The 17586-nt window shown below is 55.6% G+C and carries 17 protein-coding genes and 3 pseudogenes; 13 read left to right on the forward strand and 7 right to left on the reverse strand.

From position 1 onward, the window contains the following. Nucleotides 1–4: 4 nt before the first annotated feature. From GHN92_RS10740 to GHN92_RS10750, 3 genes are read right to left on the reverse strand one after another with little or no spacing between them, the layout of a single operon-like run. Complete coding sequence (locus tag GHN92_RS10740) at nt 5–1333, reverse strand: MFS transporter (protein ID WP_095023344.1); 1329 nt, start codon at nt 1331–1333, stop codon at nt 5–7. Nucleotides 1334–1380: 47 nt separating this feature from the next. After that, nucleotides 1381–2319, reverse strand: coding sequence for a LysR family transcriptional regulator (locus tag GHN92_RS10745; RefSeq protein WP_095000111.1), 939 nt, complete (start codon nt 2317–2319; stop codon nt 1381–1383). A gap of 52 nt (nt 2320–2371) precedes the next feature. Continuing rightward, on the reverse strand, nt 2372–3790 hold the full coding sequence (locus GHN92_RS10750; RefSeq protein ID WP_095018507.1) for an FAD-binding oxidoreductase: 1419 nt from the start codon (nt 3788–3790) through the stop codon (nt 2372–2374). Between the two features lie 146 nt (nt 3791–3936). On the opposite strand from GHN92_RS10750, the gene GHN92_RS10755 reads away from it, so the two are divergent. The 11 genes and pseudogenes from GHN92_RS10755 (at nt 3937) to GHN92_RS10805 (ending at nt 12246) form a co-directional block, all read left to right on the forward strand. Then, nucleotides 3937–4584 carry a class I SAM-dependent methyltransferase gene (locus GHN92_RS10755; RefSeq protein WP_153380119.1) on the forward strand — a complete coding sequence of 216 codons (648 nt, stop codon included), beginning with the start codon at nt 3937–3939 and terminating at the stop codon, nt 4582–4584. Beyond that, complete coding sequence (locus GHN92_RS10760; protein WP_095024628.1) at nt 4584–4979, forward strand: GFA family protein; 396 nt, start codon at nt 4584–4586, stop codon at nt 4977–4979. Before GHN92_RS10755 ends, GHN92_RS10760 begins: the two co-directional genes overlap by 1 nt. A gap of 45 nt (nt 4980–5024) precedes the next feature. Then, nucleotides 5025–5510 carry a DUF2867 domain-containing protein gene (locus GHN92_RS10765; RefSeq protein WP_095000115.1) on the forward strand — a complete coding sequence of 162 codons (486 nt, stop codon included), beginning with the start codon at nt 5025–5027 and terminating at the stop codon, nt 5508–5510. Between the two features lie 4 nt (nt 5511–5514). Further along, nucleotides 5515–5952 carry a GNAT family N-acetyltransferase gene (locus GHN92_RS10770; RefSeq protein WP_153380121.1) on the forward strand — a complete coding sequence of 146 codons (438 nt, stop codon included), beginning with the start codon at nt 5515–5517 and terminating at the stop codon, nt 5950–5952. Between the two features lie 11 nt (nt 5953–5963). Beyond that, nucleotides 5964–6458 carry a GNAT family N-acetyltransferase gene (locus GHN92_RS10775; RefSeq protein ID WP_169916349.1) on the forward strand — a complete coding sequence of 165 codons (495 nt, stop codon included), beginning with the start codon at nt 5964–5966 and terminating at the stop codon, nt 6456–6458. Between the two features lie 105 nt (nt 6459–6563). Then, nucleotides 6564–6992: a LexA family transcriptional regulator gene (locus tag GHN92_RS10780; protein ID WP_095000117.1), complete on the forward strand. Its 429-nt coding sequence runs from the start codon at nt 6564–6566 to the stop codon at nt 6990–6992. After that, nucleotides 6982–7104: pseudogene (locus GHN92_RS10785) on the forward strand (DNA-directed DNA polymerase); the annotation flags it as partial. The gene GHN92_RS10780 and the pseudogene GHN92_RS10785, both read left to right, overlap by 11 nt. Nucleotides 7105–7223: 119 nt before the next feature. Beyond that, the gene (locus GHN92_RS10790; protein ID WP_019436561.1) at nt 7224–8381 is read left to right on the forward strand and encodes a site-specific integrase; all 1158 of its coding nucleotides are present in this window, start codon (nt 7224–7226) and stop codon (nt 8379–8381) included. Nucleotides 8382–8391: 10 nt separating this feature from the next. Beyond that, nucleotides 8392–9999: a hypothetical protein gene (locus GHN92_RS10795; RefSeq protein WP_023389346.1), complete on the forward strand. Its 1608-nt coding sequence runs from the start codon at nt 8392–8394 to the stop codon at nt 9997–9999. A gap of 98 nt (nt 10000–10097) precedes the next feature. After that, nucleotides 10098–11837 (forward strand): tyrosine-type recombinase/integrase, encoded by a 1740-nt coding sequence (locus GHN92_RS23845; protein WP_230395974.1) that lies wholly within the window; start codon nt 10098–10100, stop codon nt 11835–11837. Then, nucleotides 11830–12246 carry a hypothetical protein gene (locus tag GHN92_RS10805; protein ID WP_019436565.1) on the forward strand — a complete coding sequence of 139 codons (417 nt, stop codon included), beginning with the start codon at nt 11830–11832 and terminating at the stop codon, nt 12244–12246. Before GHN92_RS23845 ends, GHN92_RS10805 begins: the two co-directional genes overlap by 8 nt. Before the next feature lie 90 nt (nt 12247–12336). Here the strand turns inward: GHN92_RS10805 and GHN92_RS10810 are convergent, their stop codons facing one another. From GHN92_RS10810 to GHN92_RS10825, 4 genes are read right to left on the reverse strand one after another with little or no spacing between them, the layout of a single operon-like run. Further along, nucleotides 12337–13299, reverse strand: coding sequence for an SdiA-regulated domain-containing protein (locus tag GHN92_RS10810; protein ID WP_019436566.1), 963 nt, complete (start codon nt 13297–13299; stop codon nt 12337–12339). Nucleotides 13300–13345: 46 nt separating this feature from the next. Then, the gene (locus GHN92_RS10815; RefSeq protein ID WP_019436567.1) at nt 13346–13699 is read right to left on the reverse strand and encodes a TraR/DksA family transcriptional regulator; all 354 of its coding nucleotides are present in this window, start codon (nt 13697–13699) and stop codon (nt 13346–13348) included. A gap of 5 nt (nt 13700–13704) precedes the next feature. Then, on the reverse strand, nt 13705–14556 hold the full coding sequence (locus GHN92_RS10820; protein WP_019436568.1) for a universal stress protein: 852 nt from the start codon (nt 14554–14556) through the stop codon (nt 13705–13707). Between the two features lie 14 nt (nt 14557–14570). Continuing rightward, a complete protein-coding gene (locus tag GHN92_RS10825) occupies nt 14571–16058 on the reverse strand; it encodes a SulP family inorganic anion transporter (protein WP_019436569.1) in 1488 nt (495 codons plus the stop codon). A gap of 446 nt (nt 16059–16504) precedes the next feature. On the opposite strand from GHN92_RS10825, the pseudogene GHN92_RS10830 reads away from it, so the two are divergent. Together GHN92_RS10830 and GHN92_RS10835 are read left to right on the forward strand one after the other, a co-directional pair. Continuing rightward, nucleotides 16505–16711, forward strand: a pseudogene (locus GHN92_RS10830) (DNA polymerase V subunit UmuC); the annotation flags it as partial. 238 nt (nt 16712–16949) lie between these two features. Next, nucleotides 16950–17510, forward strand: a pseudogene (locus tag GHN92_RS10835) (site-specific integrase); the annotation flags it as partial. Nucleotides 17511–17586 lie beyond the last annotated feature (76 nt).

Raw genomic sequence — 17586 nt, forward strand, 5'->3', positions numbered from 1 at the left:
CCTGTCAGGCCACTGCCTTGATCTCAACAACCGGGTCACTGCGCGTGCGTGACACACTCAGGCCCAGCAGCCCGCCGAGCACCAGCGCGGCGGCCATAAAGTACATTGCCGCCTGGGTGTTGCCGGTCAACTGCGTCAACCAGCCGACCACAATGGTGCTGAAAAATCCGGCGACATTGCCCAGGGAGTTGATCAGCGCGATCCCCGCAGCGGCGGCTGCACCGCCCACCACCGCGGTAGGCATGCCCCAGAACACCGGCAAGCTGCTGATCATAGCTGCTGTGCCGACGGTCAGGCCGATCATTGACAGCCACAGGCTGGCGCCGAACAGGGTGCCAAATACCACCCCGCCAGCGCCGATAAAGGCGCAGATTGCCAGGTGCCAGCGATACTCGCGAACACGGTCGCTGCTGCGTCCCACCAGCACCATGCTCACCGCGGCCACGGAATAGGGAATAGCACTCAACACGCCAATGGCCCAGGGTTCGGCGACACCGCTGTTGCGGATAATGGTCGGCATCCAGAAACTGATCACGTACTGGCCCAGCACCAGGCAAAAGTACACCGCCCCCAGCAGCCAGATTTTCGGGTTGAGCAGACCATCGCGTACGGAGTGGTGGGATTTGGCACGGGTTTCGCGATCCAGCGCCGCCTGCATGCCGCGTTTTTCTTCGGCGCTGAGCCAGCGGGCGTCGGCAATCCGGTCGCGCAGCAGAAAGAACACGGCGGCGCCCAGGGCCACCGCCGGCAAGCCTTCGATCACGAACAGCCATTGCCAGCCGGCGTACCCTGCCACGCCATCGAGGGTTTGCATGATCAAGCCGGAAATCAGCGAGCCCAGCATGCTGGAGATCGGCAGGGCGGCGATAAACAGTGAAATCATCACGCCCCGGCGATGGCTCGGAAACCAGGTGGTGAGATAGAAAATAATCCCCGGGAAAAAGCCTGCTTCGGCAATGCCGATCAAAAAGCGCAGCAGGTAGAAGCTCATGGGGGTTTCGACAAACATCATGGCCGCTGACAACAGGCCCCAGGTCATCATGATCCGCGCGATCCAGCGCCGGGCGCCAAACCTGTGCAGGGCGATATTGCTGGGGATTTCGAACATCAGGTAACCGACAAAAAACACCCCGGCACCGAGCCCGTACACCGCCTCGCTGAACTTGAGGTCATCAAGCATCTGCAGTTTGGCAAAGCCCACATTGACCCGGTCCAGGTAGGCGACCAGATAACAGACCATCAGCAACGGAATGACTCGCCAGGCGGTTTTGCGGTAGGCCGAATGCAGTGCATGGTCCGGCATGTCAGCAGGGGGTGGCGGTAGGGTGTTCATCTGGAGCCTCTTTTTTGTTGTTGTAGGGGCAGGTGTGCAATCACCGATCAGCGCGCACGGCCTCCCGGCCATTCGCCGCACGCGCACATGGCGTGCACGACTTCGCGGATCAACTCACTGATCAGGGTTTTAAGATGGCTGGCGGGCATCGAAGCGCAACTGCAGATACCCAGGGTTCGGGTCAAGCCGTCAGCGGCAATGCGGTGGGCCACCAGCCGACCGTCATCGATTTCACGCACGGCCAGGTTCAACGGCATGATGGTGTGACCGATACCGGCCTCGACCGCGCTTTTGAGGATATGCACGGAGTTGACCTCCATGACGATTTCGCCCACGGCCAGCCCGTGCTGTTTTACCGCGTGCTCGACCAGCGTGCGGGTGCAGTGACCGTGGGCCTGACTGGGAAATACCAGCGGCCGGGCCAGCGCCTGCGCCAGGCAAACCTCACCGGCAGCGGGGGCGTCGGCGGCATCGGCACGGTGGATCAGGTAAAAATCTTCTTCGATCAATGCGCTGAACAACACTTGCGGGGGCAGGTCGATGGCGCTGAACAGGGCCAGGTCAATGCGCCCGTGCAGTAACTGGTCCATGACGTTGCCGGTCAGCTCTTCGTTGAGATGGAATGCCACCTGCGGGTAACGGGCGGCCACGGCGCGCATCAGCGGCATGGCAAGGAGGGTGGCGACGCTTTGCGGCAGCGCCACGATAATCGAGCCACTGACCGAGTCGGGGCTGCTGCTGACGGCAGCCCGGGCATCGCTCAGATGCTTGAGCATGCCCTGGGCGTATTCGTAGAAGACCTTGCCGGCCTCGCTGGCGACTACGCCGTTGTGGCTGCGATGGAACAGCTGAACCCCCAGATCGTCCTCCAGCGCCGACATCTGCTTGCTCAAGGCCGATTGCGCCACATGCACCTGGCGGGCGGCTTTGGACAGGCTGCCGCAATCGATCACGGCGACAAAGTATTTGATCTGGCGGATTTCCATTGCGGTGCTTCCTGCAGGACTCGGATATGCGGGCCGGTGATGGTACCGCGGGTCAGCCTGCAGAGCGCCCTCGAGGGAATATCTTGCCGGGGTTCATCAGCTGTTTCGGGTCGAGCGCCGCCTTGATCGACTGCATGACGTCCACGGCGTTTTGCCCGTGTTCAACGGCCATGAAGTGCTGTTTGGTCAAGCCGATGCCGTGCTCGCCGGTGCAACTGCCCTGCAGGGCAATGGCCCGCTCGGCCAGGCGATGGGCCACGCCTTCGGCGCGTTCGATTTCGTCGGGGTTGTGCGGGTCGACCAGGATCACGGCATGGAAGTTACCATCGCCCACATGACCGAAAATCGGTGCGAGAAAGCCGTTTTGCGCAAGGTCCGCTGCCGTCGCTTCAATGCACTCGGCCAGTCGTGAAATCGGTACTACGGCATCGGTGGTCAGGGCGCGGCAACCGGGGCGCAGGGCGAGGGCGGCGAAGTAGCCGTCATGCCGGGCCTGCCACAGACGGCTGCGATCCTCCGGATGCACAGCCCACTCGAAGTCCATGCCCTGATGTTCATCGGCAACCATGCGCACGGTCTCGATCTGTTCTTTCACGCCGGCTTCAGAGCCATGCAGTTCAAAGAGCAGCGACGGCGCCTCGCGCAACTGCGTGCTGCTGTAGGCGTTGAGGGCGCGCATGGTCAAGGCATCGAGCAGTTCAATGCGGGCGACCGGCACACCGAGCTGGATGATCTGGATCACGGCGCGTACGGCCAGATCCACGCTGGGAAAGCGGCACACGGCAGCTGAAATGGCTTCAGGAATCGGGTGCAACTTGACGGTCAGTTCGGCGATGGTCGCCAGCGTCCCGCCCGAGCCGACCAGTAAATGGGTCAAGTCATAGCCGGCGGAAGACTTGCGCGCCCGCCCGCCGGTGTTGATCACCCGGCCGTCGGCCAACACCGCCGTCATGGCCAGTACGTTTTCGCGCATGGTGCCGTAGCGCACGGCGTTGGTCCCGGAAGCACGGGTCGCCGCCATGCCGCCCAGTGACGCATCGGCCCCGGGGTCGATAGGGAAAAACAGCCCGGTGCCGTGCAACGCTGCATTCAACTGTTTGCGGGTCACCCCCGGTTGTACAGTGGCGTCCATATCGTCAACGCGAATGGCAAGCACCTGGTTCATGCCCGAGACATCAATGCTGACGCCACCGTGGGAGGCTTGCAGCCAGCCTTCCAGCGAGGTGCCGCTGCCATAGGCGATCATCGGCGTATCGTGGCGATAACAGGCGCTGCTGATACTGACGATATCCTCAAGGCTGTTGGCATAGGCCACGGCATCCGGCGGCATGGGGTCTAGTGCGGAAATATCGCTGCCGTGGTGCTCGCGCACGCTGGCCGAGGTGGAGAAGCGGGTGCCGAGCAATTGGCCCAGCTCCTCGCGCAATGATTCGGCCAGGGGCGGGTGTTCGCAGGCAGCAGGATGGGTCATCAGACAATCTCCGGTTGTTGTGCACCGCGTAAAACGGGCGGCATTATCAGGGAGTTATGACTTATCTTAGGCAGCCTTGGGTACACACTCGTAGTGCTGAATTCAGATGGATCCATCTGTTTTTGAGATGGTCTGTGACAGGCGTAATGATCAAGAAGGAACTTGAGTTGAGTGACTGGGAAGCCTATTACCAGGCAAGTGAACAGCGCGGGCAATCGCCCTTGCTGAGTAGGGCCTTGAACCTGATCAGCGCGAATGAGGGTTCACGTCAGGCCGGGGACCTGGGTTGTGGGGCCGGAATGGAAACCCGGCAATTGCTGGCCGCAGGCTGGGACGTACTGGCCATTGACCGCGAAGCCGGCGCCATTGCGCGAATATCTGCATTGTCACAAGGTGTCAGCGGTGGGCGGCTGGCGACCCTGGCCTGCGATTTTGAACAGCTGACGCAGTTACCTGCATCCAGATTGATCCATGCCGGTCTCGCCTTGCCGTTCTGTCGGCCAGAATATTTTGAGACCCTTTGGCGGCTTGTTACTGCGGCGCTTGAACCGGGTGGTGTATTTGTCGGCCATCTGTTTGGCGAACGGCACGGCTGGGCGGCACTTGCCCATATGACCTTTCAGACCGAAGCGCAGGCGCGCTTGCTGTGCGGTAATCTTGAGCTGCATCTGTTGCGCGAATTCGAGCAACCGGGTGCCAGTTTGCAGGGGGACATCGCCTGGCACCGCTTCGATATCATTGCCAGCAAGCCGCAAGGCGACGATAAATACCGTACTGAACAAAGGAGCCTGTGATGAAGGGAAGTTGCGCCTGCGGTGCCGTTGGCTATGAAATTGATCGTATCGACCTGCCTGTAAGCCATTGTCATTGCCAGTCGTGCCGCAAAACCCATGCTGCTGCGTTTGTCACCACGGCCGGTGTTTTGCGTGAGCACTTCCATTGGACGAGGGGGCAGGAAAAGCTCAGCAACTACGAGTCTTCCCCCGGCAAGCTGCGGCGCTTTTGCTCGCTGTGCGGTTGTCACCTTGTGGCTGAACGTGACACAGCCGCGGCTGTGATTGTTCGTGTTGCGACCCTGGAAGAGGACCCGGGCGATCGCCCGCAATACCATATCTGGGCTGAGCATGATGTCCCATGGCTTGAACATGAAGACCTTGCGGTCTACCCGCAATGGCAGCCGGGGCGCTAGGGCTTCAGTGGCATTATTTAACTTTTATCAGGGAGATAACCGTTAGTGACCCGTGCATCTGTGCATACCCTGCGTCCGCTGCCCGAGCTTGATTACCATGACAGCAGATCGGTGCTGCTGCCTGTGCAGATCACGGCGCTGCAAGCCTGGAACCTGATGACAGCCGGGCAGGGGCCGCTGATGCGCCTGGCGTTTCGAACCCGAGACGGGATTTCTTCGTTATTTGGCGTAAAGCGCATTGGCGGTTTCTCCGGTACCCGGCGCGAGGCCGTGCAGGCAGGTGACTATCTGGATTTCTTTCTGGTAGAGCACAGCGCCCCCGAGGTATTGGTGCTGACCGAGCGTGACCGGCATCTGGATGTGATGACCTGTGTGTCGATGGCTGATCGGGTACTGACAATCACCTCCTCTGTGGTCACCCATAACACCTTTGGCCGTCTGTATATGCTGCCGGTGGGGCCGGCGCACAAACTTATTGTCAACAGCTACCTCAAGCGCCTGAAGCGCAAGCTGCAAGGGATGGAGCCCTGAATTTATGAACATAGCCATAAGACTTGCCAATCAGGCAGATATCCCGACAATTTTTGTCATCCGTACCCGCGTCAGGAAGAACCCTCTTTCTCACCAACAGTTAACTGAAATGGGCATTACCCCCGACGCCATAGGCCAGGCGATGGAAGCCGCTCCCTGTATCTGGGTGGCCGAGGTCGAGGGTGTTACGGTGGGGTTTGCCATGGCCGATGCCGAGGATGGCTGTGTCTTTGCCGTATTTGTCCTGGCCGAATTCGAGGGGCTCGGGCTGGGTCGCAGACTGATGGCGAGGGTCGAGGCGTTTCTGTTTCAGCATCACCCCACGATTTGGCTGGAGACCGCTGAAAACAGCCGTGCCAGCGGTTTTTATCGGCACCTTGGCTGGCAGGCGGTGGCGAATTTGCCTGAAGGTGATATTCGCTTTGAAAAATCACGGACGTAGCAGGGAAGGGTATGCACATTCGATTGACGCAAGCCAGTGACTGGATGCTGTTGAAGCAGGTTCGCCTGGCAGCGCTTCTGGAGGCCCCGACGGCATTTGGCGTGAGCTATCAAACGGCGGCCAGTTACACCGACGAGCAGTGGCAAGAGCGCGCTGATTCAGGGGCGGGGACGCAATTCTGGCTGGCCATCGAGGACAGCAAGGCGGTGGGCATGATCGGTGCCGGGGTGAGCGAAAACCGGCGCTATAACTTGATCGGCATGTGGATCGAGCCCGGCGTGCGCGGCGCCGATGTGGCCGCCCGGCTGGTTGGCGCAGTCAAGGCCCGGGCGCTGCAGGGCGGGCATGAGTACGTTTATCTCGAGGTAGCCCCGGACAACGCAAGAGCTGCCAGCTTCTACCTGAAGCAAGGGTTCAGGTTCAGGGATGAATGGGAACCCTTGGCAAGTCATCCCTCTATCAGGTTGCAGACGATGTGCTGGGTTGTGACTCCAGACAGCCCCTGAAATCGGCTACACACTCCTCTCGTCGAAATATCTGTCAGAAAAATTGACCAGAATGATCCTACGCATTTTACTGTATGTTCATACAGTTATCGTAAGGCGTGCGTCATGAGCTTCACTTCCCTGGGTCCCATTGCTGAAGATGGCGTTCGCCTGCCACTTTGCTCCTTCAAAGTCCCCGCGGGGTTTCCGTCACCGGCGGCGGATCATATCGAGAAGGAAATTTCCCTCGATGAACTGCTCGGTATCCGTGCGCCCCATGTGTATCTGGTGCGCATCGACGGCGACAGCATGCAGGGAGTGGGGATTTTTTCCGGGGATCTGGCGGTGGTGGACCGTGCTATCGAGCCCGGGCATGGCCATGTGGTGGTGGCGCTGCTCAATAACGAGCCGATATGCAAACGCCTGTGCCTGCGTGGCAAGAGCGTTGTGCTGCAATCCGAAAACCCGAAGTATCCGGACCGGTATGTACTCGAAGGTGATGAACTGACAGTCTGGGGCGTGATTACCTATACCGTGCGCAGCCATGGCCACTAAGCCTGCGCCGGTTTTTGCCCTGATCGATTGCAACAGTTTTTACGCCAGCTGTGAGCGTGTGTTCAGGCCCGACCTGGCCAAGGTGCCCATTGTGGTGCTGAGCAACAACGATCTGAGGGGTGGGAATCGTTAGTAAATCCTGTAGAGTCCGCGCCACCTTCTGAACCCCTCTGGAACAGCAGTTTCCAGGCTTCATAAGGCAATCCATTGGAAGTGTTTTAGGGCAGCGGCATGAGGCTGGTATTCGCAACAAAAGACCTAGCATTAGCAGGTCGATCCTTTGAAGGCTTTCCGTTGCTGATTGGGTCAGAGGGATGGCCAGTCGAGCCAGCTCAATCCTTCCTTTGGCACACGCTTATCGAGTCAGGTGAGGCCCTAAGCGATTTGACTTGGGAAGCCTATGGACGGCGTCTGTACGATTACTTTGCCTTTCTGGAAGCCAATGGATTGGGCTGGGACGAGGAAAGCCCGGCTCACGGTCTGAGTGCTCTGTCGAGGTACAGGGATTGGTCGAGCGGAGAATTAGCACTTGATCCCGGCACGGTGAACAATCGTCTGGCCTTGATCGTGAGGTTCTACCGATGGGCTAAGCAGCGCAACCTGATAACTGTGCTGCCCTTCGGTGAGAAAAGGGTAAGAGCTGCCCAACATTCCGGTCTTCTCAGTCATATCGCTCGGCCCGGAGCCGAGAGCACGAAAGTTTCGGTGATGGTTCGCGACCGAAAGCGCTTGACCAAATTCCTGACCAAGGATCAAGTCAAGGTATGCCTTGCCCTGGATACCGATCCAAGCCACCAGATATTGTTCCACCTCATGGTGCGTACCGGCCTTCGCTCCTGTGAAGCGAGGTCTTTTCCTCTCAAATATGTGTTCAACCCCAGGTTGAAGAAGGGACTGCGCCCAGGGCAAATGATCAGTGTTGCTCTTGATCCTTCAGACATGCATATCAAGTACGACCGACCTAGAACTATCGACGTGCCATGGTCGTTGATGGAGAGCATGTGGTCTTACTCCCTTCACCAACGAGAGGTTCGTAAGTCCAATGGTGATGGACGTGTTACCGCGCTGCTGCTGACTAATGAAGGCAGGCATTATTCAAAAGATTCCGTAGTGGACGTTATGAAGTCCTATGAAAGAAAGTGCGGTTTCTATGTTCGGGCCCACATGCTACGCCACACCTATGGGACTTATACCTTGCTTGCTCTTCGAAAAAGCAAAGAGTTTGAAGGTGAGCCATTGTTGTATGTCCGAGATAGGCTGGGGCATTCAGATGTGCAAACAACTATGATCTATTTGCATCTCATAAACCAGCTTGAAGCCCAATCCGTCCTTGCTCACGAGGACGAAATTGACATGATGTTTATGACTGATTCGGTTTCGCGTATCTGAGGTAGCACCATTGGCTCGGCAAAAAAGCTACAAGGCGGTTATGCGGTCGGTTACAAAAGGATTCGAGGCTGTCGAAGATGATATCAAGATTGACCTGCCGAGAAATCCGAGAAACCACAGGCAACTCGATCATACGAAATATTTAGGCTTGGGCTTCGACGCTTGGGCAATTCAAAGTCTTCACGTTATCAAAGCTTTGCTACAAGGAGGAAACTTCTCAGTGACGACCTTGATTGGTTACTCTACGAACGGGCTGAGATTTTTTATAAATTTCTTGAGTGGAGGTTCGGTCAAGTCGCCACCTGCAACGCCAAACAGTCTTACCAAACGCCACTTGGAGCGATACGTCTCTTGGCTGAGGCTAAAATACCCTAACGGCTCGACAGCCAAGAATTACTATACTAGCTTCAAGTCGTTAGTTGTTGTTTTGGCTGAATATGGATTTATTGAAGTCAATCTTGACGATCTTTTGCCCCTCAATCCATTTCCTAATAATGCGCAGAGCACTAAAGATGCAGATCCGCTCACCTTGGGTGAAATGCAAAGGCTGATTGGCGCTTTGAAGTCAGATCTTATTGCCATCCATAAGGGTGCATTCCTTGGAAATGGCGCGGAGGCGATGGCTGTATTGCTACTAATTACTGCGGCAAGATCTGGAATCAATACTACGCCGCTCTTGGAGATGAAGAGGGATGCCCTACAGCCTCACCCATTTATTCCTAATCTCAGGTTGATTACTACCGTCAAACGTCGAGGTAAAGGCGCACAGAGCAAAACAATCCGTCAGACTAATCTGCTAGATGAGTACAGTGCTATTCCCCTGGATGGGGTGGCAGTCCTCAATAAGGCGCTGGAGATTTCTAAGCCACTCGTAGCACTGGCACCTGATGAAATATCTTCATGTGTGTGGTTATATCGCTCGGGCCAGCCTGGCCGCTCGAACGACATCGTTACCCTTACACCCGGTGCTTTACATGTCACGGCAAAAAGCATTTGTGAGCGTCATGCGCTTCAGGATGATCAAGGCAATCGGCTAAATGTCACGCTTAGTCGGCTGCGAAAGACTATGGAAAGCCGTTTGTGGAAACTGAGTGGTGGCGACATTATAGAAGTTTCCTCCGTTATGGGTCATACCCCTGGTGTCGCCGATAATCACTATTTGAAAATCAACGATGAGATCAAGGTCGACGGGGCGACATTTGTTGGGGAGGCTTTTCCGGACAAACTACGTGGCATAAACGTTATACCAACCCCACCAGGCGGCTGCAAAGATAGCCTTTACGGTAGTCTGGCACCAAAGGATGGCGTCAATCATTGTTCTGAATTCATCCACTGCCTCGGTTGCCCTAGCTATGCAATTGTAGGCACCTTGGAGGACTTATACCGGCTGTTCAGCTACCAACAATTCTTGTATGCAGAAGTCGAATACTTTCTCACGGACGAGTGGGGCGCATGGCGCAAGCGTCAGTTTGACTATATTCGATTGATAGATGATTTCACCCAGAAGTTTGATCTTGCATTGGTTTCGCAAGCAAGGGCTCAAGCTGAGTCATCTCCGCACTTGTTCTGGGCTAAAAAAATCGAGTTCATGAAGAAAAAATTGGGCGGCGAAATTTGAGCATAAGAACCTCGAATGCGGTGTTAAAGGCATATGATGTCCTCATCGCACAGCCAGTTTCAGCGAATGGCCTAAGTCCCGCAGAGCGGGATGCAATCGTGATCAGCGCTATCGTTAATGAAGATGGAGAAACCTTCATTCTTAGCAGGTTTGGCGATGCACAGTGGGATCTTCGCCCGTTTTTTGATCAGGCCAATGTTGCTCATTCTTATAAATTCATCAACTGGGATATGGGCATGCCTCGGGAGCTTATTGATGACTGCAAAGCTGTTGCTTATGCTTGGTTTAAAAGAGGAATGCCTAGATCCAAACCTCCTATCGCACGGGGCATTACTACTTTCGCCGTCGTCAGCGTGATGCCTTTTGTTCGCTGGTTAAACAATCTAGGAGTTTCAAGCTTTGCAGATGTCCGTCCGATCCATGTCAGCAATTACGTTCATCATTGCAAATATGAATTGAAGTTAAGGCCTCTCCCGCTGTATGGGCGATTACGGGTTATTGATTTTCTTTGGGTGTTTTCTGCCGACACGATGTTTCCCATTCAGAGTTATCCTTGGGGTAATTCGACATTGTGGCGGATTTGTGGGGTCGCGAATGTAAAAGGATTGGGTGCTGCCACTAAAAACGTCGGGCGAACAGATATCATTCCTCATGATGAACAATCTAGGATTTTCAACTATTGCGAAAGCATTGTCCGGGAGATGAAGGCCGAATTGGCAGCCAATGGTATTGGATATCATCCTAGTGATGAACGGATGGCAATTCGTTGCAGAGATGCTGTTCTGTATATAGTTTCAATCACTAGCGGCATGCGCAATGACGAGGCAATTGGAATTGAAGTTGGCGCTTGGCGCAAAGAGTTAAGAAATGGGATTAATTTTTGCTGGGTGACCACAATCGAGCACAAGACAGGTAAAGGCCAGGTCGAATATCTTGTGCCAGAACTGACGATTGAAGCTTTAAGTCTTTTGGCAAAATATTCAGTACCCATCAGAAAAGAGCTGGATGAAGAGATTAGACAGCTTGCAAGCAATCGGGATTTTTCGTATTCAACTGAACATCTCCTTAGGCTCGAAAAAGCCCGAAAAGACGCGAATAAACTATTTTTGGGACGAAACACACAAGGAGGAAAAGTTCAGGAAAGCCATCATGTTGAGGCTCTCAGCGGGCAAGCATCCAATGCTGCGTTTGACCGTATAGCTAAAGCCGCTGGAAGCGATTGGCCGTTGAGGACGCATCAATGCAGGCGAACATATGCAAGATGCTTTGTAGAATCCCGTATGGGCCGCACTTCATTGATCTACCTCAAATGGCAGTTCAAACACAGCAGCATGAGTATGACCCAACTCTATGCATCCAATCCGCAGCAAGACCTGACTCTCTTTGATGAGATCTTCCAGCAGATGACAGAGTTTAAAATTGACCTGATCGAATCATGGCTCGATGATCAGCCACTGGCAGGGGGCGCTGGCGAAAAGATTGTGGAATTGCGGGCAATTCCAATCAAGGATAGAGCTGCTTTGCTTGCCCAGACCGCCCCACATGCCAACATTCGTGCGACTGGACACGGCTGGTGCATCGCCACAGAGCGGGGCTGCGGAGGTGCTGGTCTATACGAAGCCACACGGTGTCCAGGGTGCAAAAATTCGGTGATCGATGAAGTCTTCGCCAGCACTTGGCAGGACATCTACATTCAACAGCGAGAGCTGATAAAAATTGAGGATGCAGGCCCGGCTGTTAGGCAGCGCGCAGAACGCGACTTGCAGGTTGCACTAGATGTAATTACCAGCCTTGGCCTTTCTCCAGTTGAGGAAATGGAGGAGGCGGCAAATGACTAGACAGGCGGTGGGCCCTGACTCTCCTATTCGCTCCAGGTCGAAGACACTCGCCGCGCTCAACAAGGTCGTCGACGATCTCATTGCTGGTGACGAAAAGCTTTCCATCACATCCGTTGCCCGTGCCGCAGGTGTGACTCCGGGACTCATCCATAACACTTACCCAAGCATAGCGGAAAGGATTCGCAACATCGCTGGCAAGTCGGTGCGAGCCCAGCGAGACTCTAAGCATCAAGCGTTGATGAGCGAGAAAGAAAAGAACAGGTTGCTCCGTGCAGAGAATGATCAGCTTTTAGCGGAGGTAGCTCGGCTGGCTTCGGTTAACCAGCGACTAATATTCGAGATGATTCAGCTGAAGGCGGTTGCCAACGGTAAGGTCACCGCACTCCCTCTGAAACCAGGGCCCAACTAGGCCCTGATGGGGAGCCCACTGAATTCGGCAAAAATCGTAGACCAACACTTCAAGCGCCACGATCACGCCCGACTGTAGTTTATTGACCGGTTAATCTGACTCCTGAGTAAAGCGATAGAACAGGTTCGGCTCGCTGACCACGTACAAATAGCCTTCATCGTCGATGGTTACGCCTTCGGCCTGGGGTATGCCTTTGAGCAAACCAGCAAAACCTCTCGCCAGGGAGCGGAAACTCACCACCTTGCCTTCATCAGTCATTTCAATCAGCAGTTTCGACTCGTCGCTGAGCAATATCAGATGGCCGCTCTGTTGATCGAAGACGACTGAAGACAGGTCAGTCGCAAACACCTTGTCTTTTACCAGGCTGGACAGGTCACGCACGTGCAGGGAAAAGCCTCCGGCCAGGCTGGCACGAAGGCCGCTCACTTCCAGCAATTGGCGAGGATCTCGCTCCTTGGTCACAAACAGGCGGTCGCCTTTCAGGTCGTAGGCGAGCCCTTCAAGGCCTTTGTTGTCTTCCTTGCCAAGCGCCAGGGTCAGCACTGGATACTGGTCTCGGCTCAATGGTCGATCAGGAGAAAGTTTACCGTCTTCGGCGATGGGGACATCCACGACAACCAGGCTCTGCCGGCGCTCTTCGACGATTACCAGCTGGCCGTTGCCGGCATAGGACACCGCCTCCACATCGTGGAAACCGTCCAGGCTATAGCGCCTTTCAACATCACCGTCACGACTAAGGGCCAATAGTTCGTTTGGGCCGTTGGTGACCGCCCACAGCAGGTTTAGGTCAGGGTCAAAGGTCAGACCCGAAAGATTGTTGTCCACACCAGGAACCGTCTTAGCATCCAGCTCAACCCGATAGCCAGGCAGCCACACAGAGCGCTCCTGCCAATCGTCAGTGTGCCAGTTGGTCTTGATCCAGAAGTACAAACGATCATCAAGGTGATGGGTGCGGACTTGGAATACAGTAAGCAATACAAGGCACAGCAGTGCCCAAATCCAGGCGCTTGTTTTCCGTGTTCGGCCCAGCCAGTTTTTTGCCAACAAATACATTCGGAACCTCGTTAATCGGAGCTGACGCCACGAGCTGTCATGGGTTTCAACCCGACTCGACGCGGCTGGCACAGGTGATGCACAGCGGCGTGGCCGGATCGAATTCCAAGCGGCCCGAGGCGATCAACTCGCCGCATTGGTTACACCAGCCATACTCGCCCTCGTGCCAACGCTTGAGGGCCAGCTGGAGGCGGACGCGTTCATGCTGCGCCCGACTACGGATGGCATCGTTCATCGCTTGCTGCTGGAGTGCGTCCATCCTCGACAGACGCCCTACCTTGCTTTGATCCAGCTCCACCGATTGCGAGCGAGACTCAGCGTCTTCCAGCAACCGATCCAGCTCGGCAGCCCGCTGTTCCAGTAGGGTCTTGAAATGGGCAAGATCGAGGGCGTCGTCCATGGCCGTTAGCGCAGCAGCAACAGTGGGCCAGTGGTGGTGCGCAGCATGCTGGTCGTGGTGCTGCCGACCAGAAACTGACGGATGCGCGAATGACCGTAGGCCCCCATCACCAGCAGGTCGATGCCGTGCTCTTTCTGATAGGCGTGCAGGGTAGGCTCTATCTCGCCGTTGCGGGTCTCGGCACGAACACTGAATCCGGCATTGATCAGCACTTTCTGCGCCCAGTCCAGCTGTGCGGACGCTTCATCGCTTACGGGGCCAACCATGACCAGGTGGATCGGCAACCCCTTCAGCAGCGGGCTGGCTGCCAGCATCTCCACACCCTTGCGGGTAGTAGCGCCGCCATCGAATGCCAGCATCGCGCTCTGCGGCTTTTGGAAGTTGGCCGGGGTGACTAGGATTGGCCGGTGCATGATACGAATCACGCTCTCCAGCTGGCTTCCAACATGCTGACTCAGACCGCCACTAGACTCGCCCTGGCGACCGATGACCAGCAGGCGCGTTTCGGTTTGCAGCTCTTGCAGGCTTTCCAGCAGATCGCCATGGCGTTGCTTGGACTCAGGGGCGGCGACACCATCCTTCATGGCCCGCTCTTTCGCGGCCGCTAACATGATCCGCCCCTGCTCCAGGGCCAACTTGCCGCGCTGTTCATCCAGGGAAGCAAGCTCATCGAGCAGATGCTCGCGGCTGCCAAGGCCGATATTGCCACTCAGATCGGCCGTAACCGGGTACTGGCGCTGATCAAGCACATGCAGGAAGGTCAGCGGGGCTTCCAGGCTTAGACTGGCCCAGGCCGCGTAGTCGCACACAGCTGAAGCCGAGGTGGAACCGTCGATACAGGCAATTACGTGGGTCATCGTTGTTCTCCTTCTTAGTGGCCCATGAGTTGATCAATGGCGTCGGGTTTATCGTGAACGCCAAAGCGATCCACGATAGTGGCGCTGGCCTCGTTGAGGCCCAGCACTTCGACTTCAGTGCCTTCACGGCGGAACTTAATGACTACCTTGTCCAGGGCTGCAACGGCGGTGATATCCCAGAAGTGGGCACGATTCAGGTCGATGGTTACCTTGCCCAGCGCTTCCTTGAAGTCAAAGGCAGCGACGAACTTGTCCGCCGAGCTGAAGAACACCTGGCCGGTAACGTCGTAGCTACGATGCTCGCCGGCTTCGTCCAGCGAGGAACTGATATGCATGTAATGGCCAACCTTGTTGGCGAAGAACATCGCGGCCAGCAGCACGCCGGCCAACACGCCGAAGGCCAGGTTATGAGTCGCCACCACTACCACCACAGTGACGACCATGACGATGTTGGTCGACAACGGGTGCTTCTTCAGGTTGCGCAGCGAATCCCAACTGAAGGTGCCGATGGATACCATGATCATTACGGCTACCAGGGCAGCCATTGGGATCTGCTTCAGCCAATCGCCGAGGAATACCACCATCAGTAGCAGGAATACGCCTGCGGCCAGGGAGGACAGACGAGAACGACCGCCGGATTTAACGTTGATGATCGACTGACCAATCATCGCGCAACCGGCCATACCGCCGATTAGACCCGAAGCAATGTTGGCCACGCCCTGACCCTTGCACTCGCGGTTCTTGTCACTGGAGGTGTCGGTCAGGTCGTCGACAATGGTCGCGGTCATCATCGACTCCAACAGACCGACCACGGCCAGTGCTGCCGAATAAGGGAAGATGATGGCCAGCGTCTCGAAAGTCAGCGGCACGTCAGGCCAGAGGAAGATCGGCAGCGTATCCGGCAGTTCCCCCATATCACCGACCGTGCGGATATCCAGCCCAACCGACATGGCGACGGCGGTCAGCACGATGATGCATACCAGTGGCGATGGGATGAGCTTGCCGATCCTGGGGACATAGGGAAATAGGTAGATGATGCCGAGGCCTGCGGCTGTCATGGCGTAGACGTGCCAGGTGACATTGGTCAGCTCCGGCAGCTGAGCCATGAAAATCAGGATCGCCAGTGCATTGACGAAGCCGGTCACCACCGAGCGCGAAACGAAGCGCATCAGCGAGCCGAGCTTCAGGTAGCCAGCACCAATTTGCAACACGCCACACAGCAGCGTGGCGGCCAGCAGATATTCAAGACCATGGTTCTTGACCAGGGTCACCATCAGCAGTGCCATGGCCCCTGTTGCGGCTGAAATCATGCCTGGGCGGCCACCGACAAAGGCGATCACCACGGCGATACAGAATGAGGCGTAGAGACCAACTTTGGGGTCGACGCCCGCAATGATAGAGAAAGCGATGGCTTCAGGGATCAGCGCAAGTGCGACGACGATCCCCGCGAGCACGTCGCCACGGACGTTGGAAAACCACGTTTGTTTGAGTGTTTGTAGCATCAGAATATCCAAAGCAATGCACCGCACGCATGCCAGGAAAATGGCGAGCGCGTCGATACGAATTCAAATTGTGAGGATTATTTTGCTGTGCGCTTTGGGTGTAAGAACCGGGCATACAGCAGTACGCAGCCGCGAGCGAAACTGGCGGAGGCGAGGTGTTGCGAGGGGGCGTAGCGCTAAGGCGGCGTAGGCTGCCAGTAGAGCGTTTGGAGTACAGTCATGCTGGTGTTCCTGTAGCTCAAGGGGTATGCGGAGCCAAAAGTATACAGTGAAGCTATCGTCGATTGCGATCCGCCGCCCTGCTTTGCGAAGCCACGTCTGAAATAGGCTTAGTCGAGGAGTATCGCCATCAGGAACGAAGGAAAATAATCAAAAAATGTTAGTGAGTTAATTTACTTATAAATCAATATCTTACACTAAACTAACTGTTAGAGTCATTCAGATATAACGACGGCTGCGTGATCGCCCGCAGTTATGACGCCAAGCCTCACGTGAAAATGGGCGAGCCGTATTTCCAGATCAAGGATCGGCTCGAGCAACTGGGGATTGTGGCGTTCTCGTCCAACTATGCGTTGTATGGCGACATGAGCGAGCGTGTCATGAGCCTGATCGAGGCGATGTTGCCGGCTGTCGAGGTCTACAGCATCGATAAGAATAAGTTGCATACTATGGACGCCAAAAGTTAGATAGTGTCCCCATGGACATTGACGTTTGTTCATATAGAGATTTCACTTGCCTACCGTCGAACACATTCACTTCAGTCCGCATGACCTTTTTGTCAAAGACCGCCTGATTACCTACTCGCTGAATAGCTCCCGTGTAGTGATCGAAGGACTACCACAAATATTCTGGGAAGATGGCTTGCCTTGGAGAGAAGCCAATCTCTGGGCTATGGAGAGAATCACCAATGGTGAGGCACTCCTTAAAACTGTATCTAGCAACCTGAACGGGCTGTTGAACTACGCGAAGTTTTTGGAGAGTCGCAGGCTTAGGTGGTTTGAGTTTCCGTCTCGAAAGGCTGATCGATGTCTTGTTCAGTACCGTGGGGCGCTTATCAAGGCTCGTGATGCTGGTCATATCAGTCCTGCCACGGCTTCCGAGTACATGCGTAATTGCATTAGTTTCTACAGGTGGGTTAGGAGGCGTGGCCTTCTAAATCCGTTATTGCCGCTGTGGAAAGACAAGCGCTATTTCATCAAATACTTTGACCAGGTCGGCTTCGAGCGAACGCTAGCTGGCACCACCACCGATCTGGGTATTCCAAACCGACAACGCATTGGGATCACTTTGGAAGGTGGGCTACTTCCTGTGTCTGCGGTTGATCGAGACGCCATTCTTGATTTCGTTAAACAGAACGCCTCACCCGAGCTTTATATGATGTTGGCTCTAGGTTTCTTTACGGGGATGCGACTAGGAACGATCTGTGACCTTCGTATCGATACGTTGGAGCGTGGACGAGCCCCATGAAAGACAGGACACCGTTTCCCCCTTACGATAAGGGATAGGCAAACGGTTATGTTTATGACTA

It is taken from the genome of Pseudomonas sp. FSL R10-2964 (assembly GCF_009600035.1).
GTDB classification, from domain to species: domain Bacteria; phylum Pseudomonadota; class Gammaproteobacteria; order Pseudomonadales; family Pseudomonadaceae; genus Aquipseudomonas; species Aquipseudomonas bubulae.

Coding starts and splice junctions, on each gene's coding strand:
- GHN92_RS10740 (WP_095023344.1), bottom strand. CDS start 1,333: ATGAACACCCTACCGCCACCCCCTGCTGACATGCCGGACCATGCACTG.
- GHN92_RS10745 (WP_095000111.1), bottom strand. CDS start 2,319: ATGGAAATCCGCCAGATCAAATACTTTGTCGCCGTGATCGATTGCGGC.
- GHN92_RS10750 (WP_095018507.1), bottom strand. CDS start 3,790: ATGACCCATCCTGCTGCCTGCGAACACCCGCCCCTGGCCGAATCATTG.
- GHN92_RS10755 (WP_153380119.1), top strand. CDS start 3,937: ATGATCAAGAAGGAACTTGAGTTGAGTGACTGGGAAGCCTATTACCAG.
- GHN92_RS10760 (WP_095024628.1), top strand. CDS start 4,584: ATGAAGGGAAGTTGCGCCTGCGGTGCCGTTGGCTATGAAATTGATCGT.
- GHN92_RS10770 (WP_153380121.1), top strand. CDS start 5,515: ATGAACATAGCCATAAGACTTGCCAATCAGGCAGATATCCCGACAATT.
- GHN92_RS10775 (WP_169916349.1), top strand. CDS start 5,964: ATGCACATTCGATTGACGCAAGCCAGTGACTGGATGCTGTTGAAGCAG.
- GHN92_RS10780 (WP_095000117.1), top strand. CDS start 6,564: ATGAGCTTCACTTCCCTGGGTCCCATTGCTGAAGATGGCGTTCGCCTG.
- GHN92_RS10790 (WP_019436561.1), top strand. CDS start 7,224: ATGAGGCTGGTATTCGCAACAAAAGACCTAGCATTAGCAGGTCGATCC.
- GHN92_RS10805 (WP_019436565.1), top strand. CDS start 11,830: ATGACTAGACAGGCGGTGGGCCCTGACTCTCCTATTCGCTCCAGGTCG.
- GHN92_RS10810 (WP_019436566.1), bottom strand. CDS start 13,299: ATGTATTTGTTGGCAAAAAACTGGCTGGGCCGAACACGGAAAACAAGC.
- GHN92_RS10815 (WP_019436567.1), bottom strand. CDS start 13,699: ATGGACGACGCCCTCGATCTTGCCCATTTCAAGACCCTACTGGAACAG.
- GHN92_RS10820 (WP_019436568.1), bottom strand. CDS start 14,556: ATGACCCACGTAATTGCCTGTATCGACGGTTCCACCTCGGCTTCAGCT.
- GHN92_RS10825 (WP_019436569.1), bottom strand. CDS start 16,058: ATGCTACAAACACTCAAACAAACGTGGTTTTCCAACGTCCGTGGCGAC.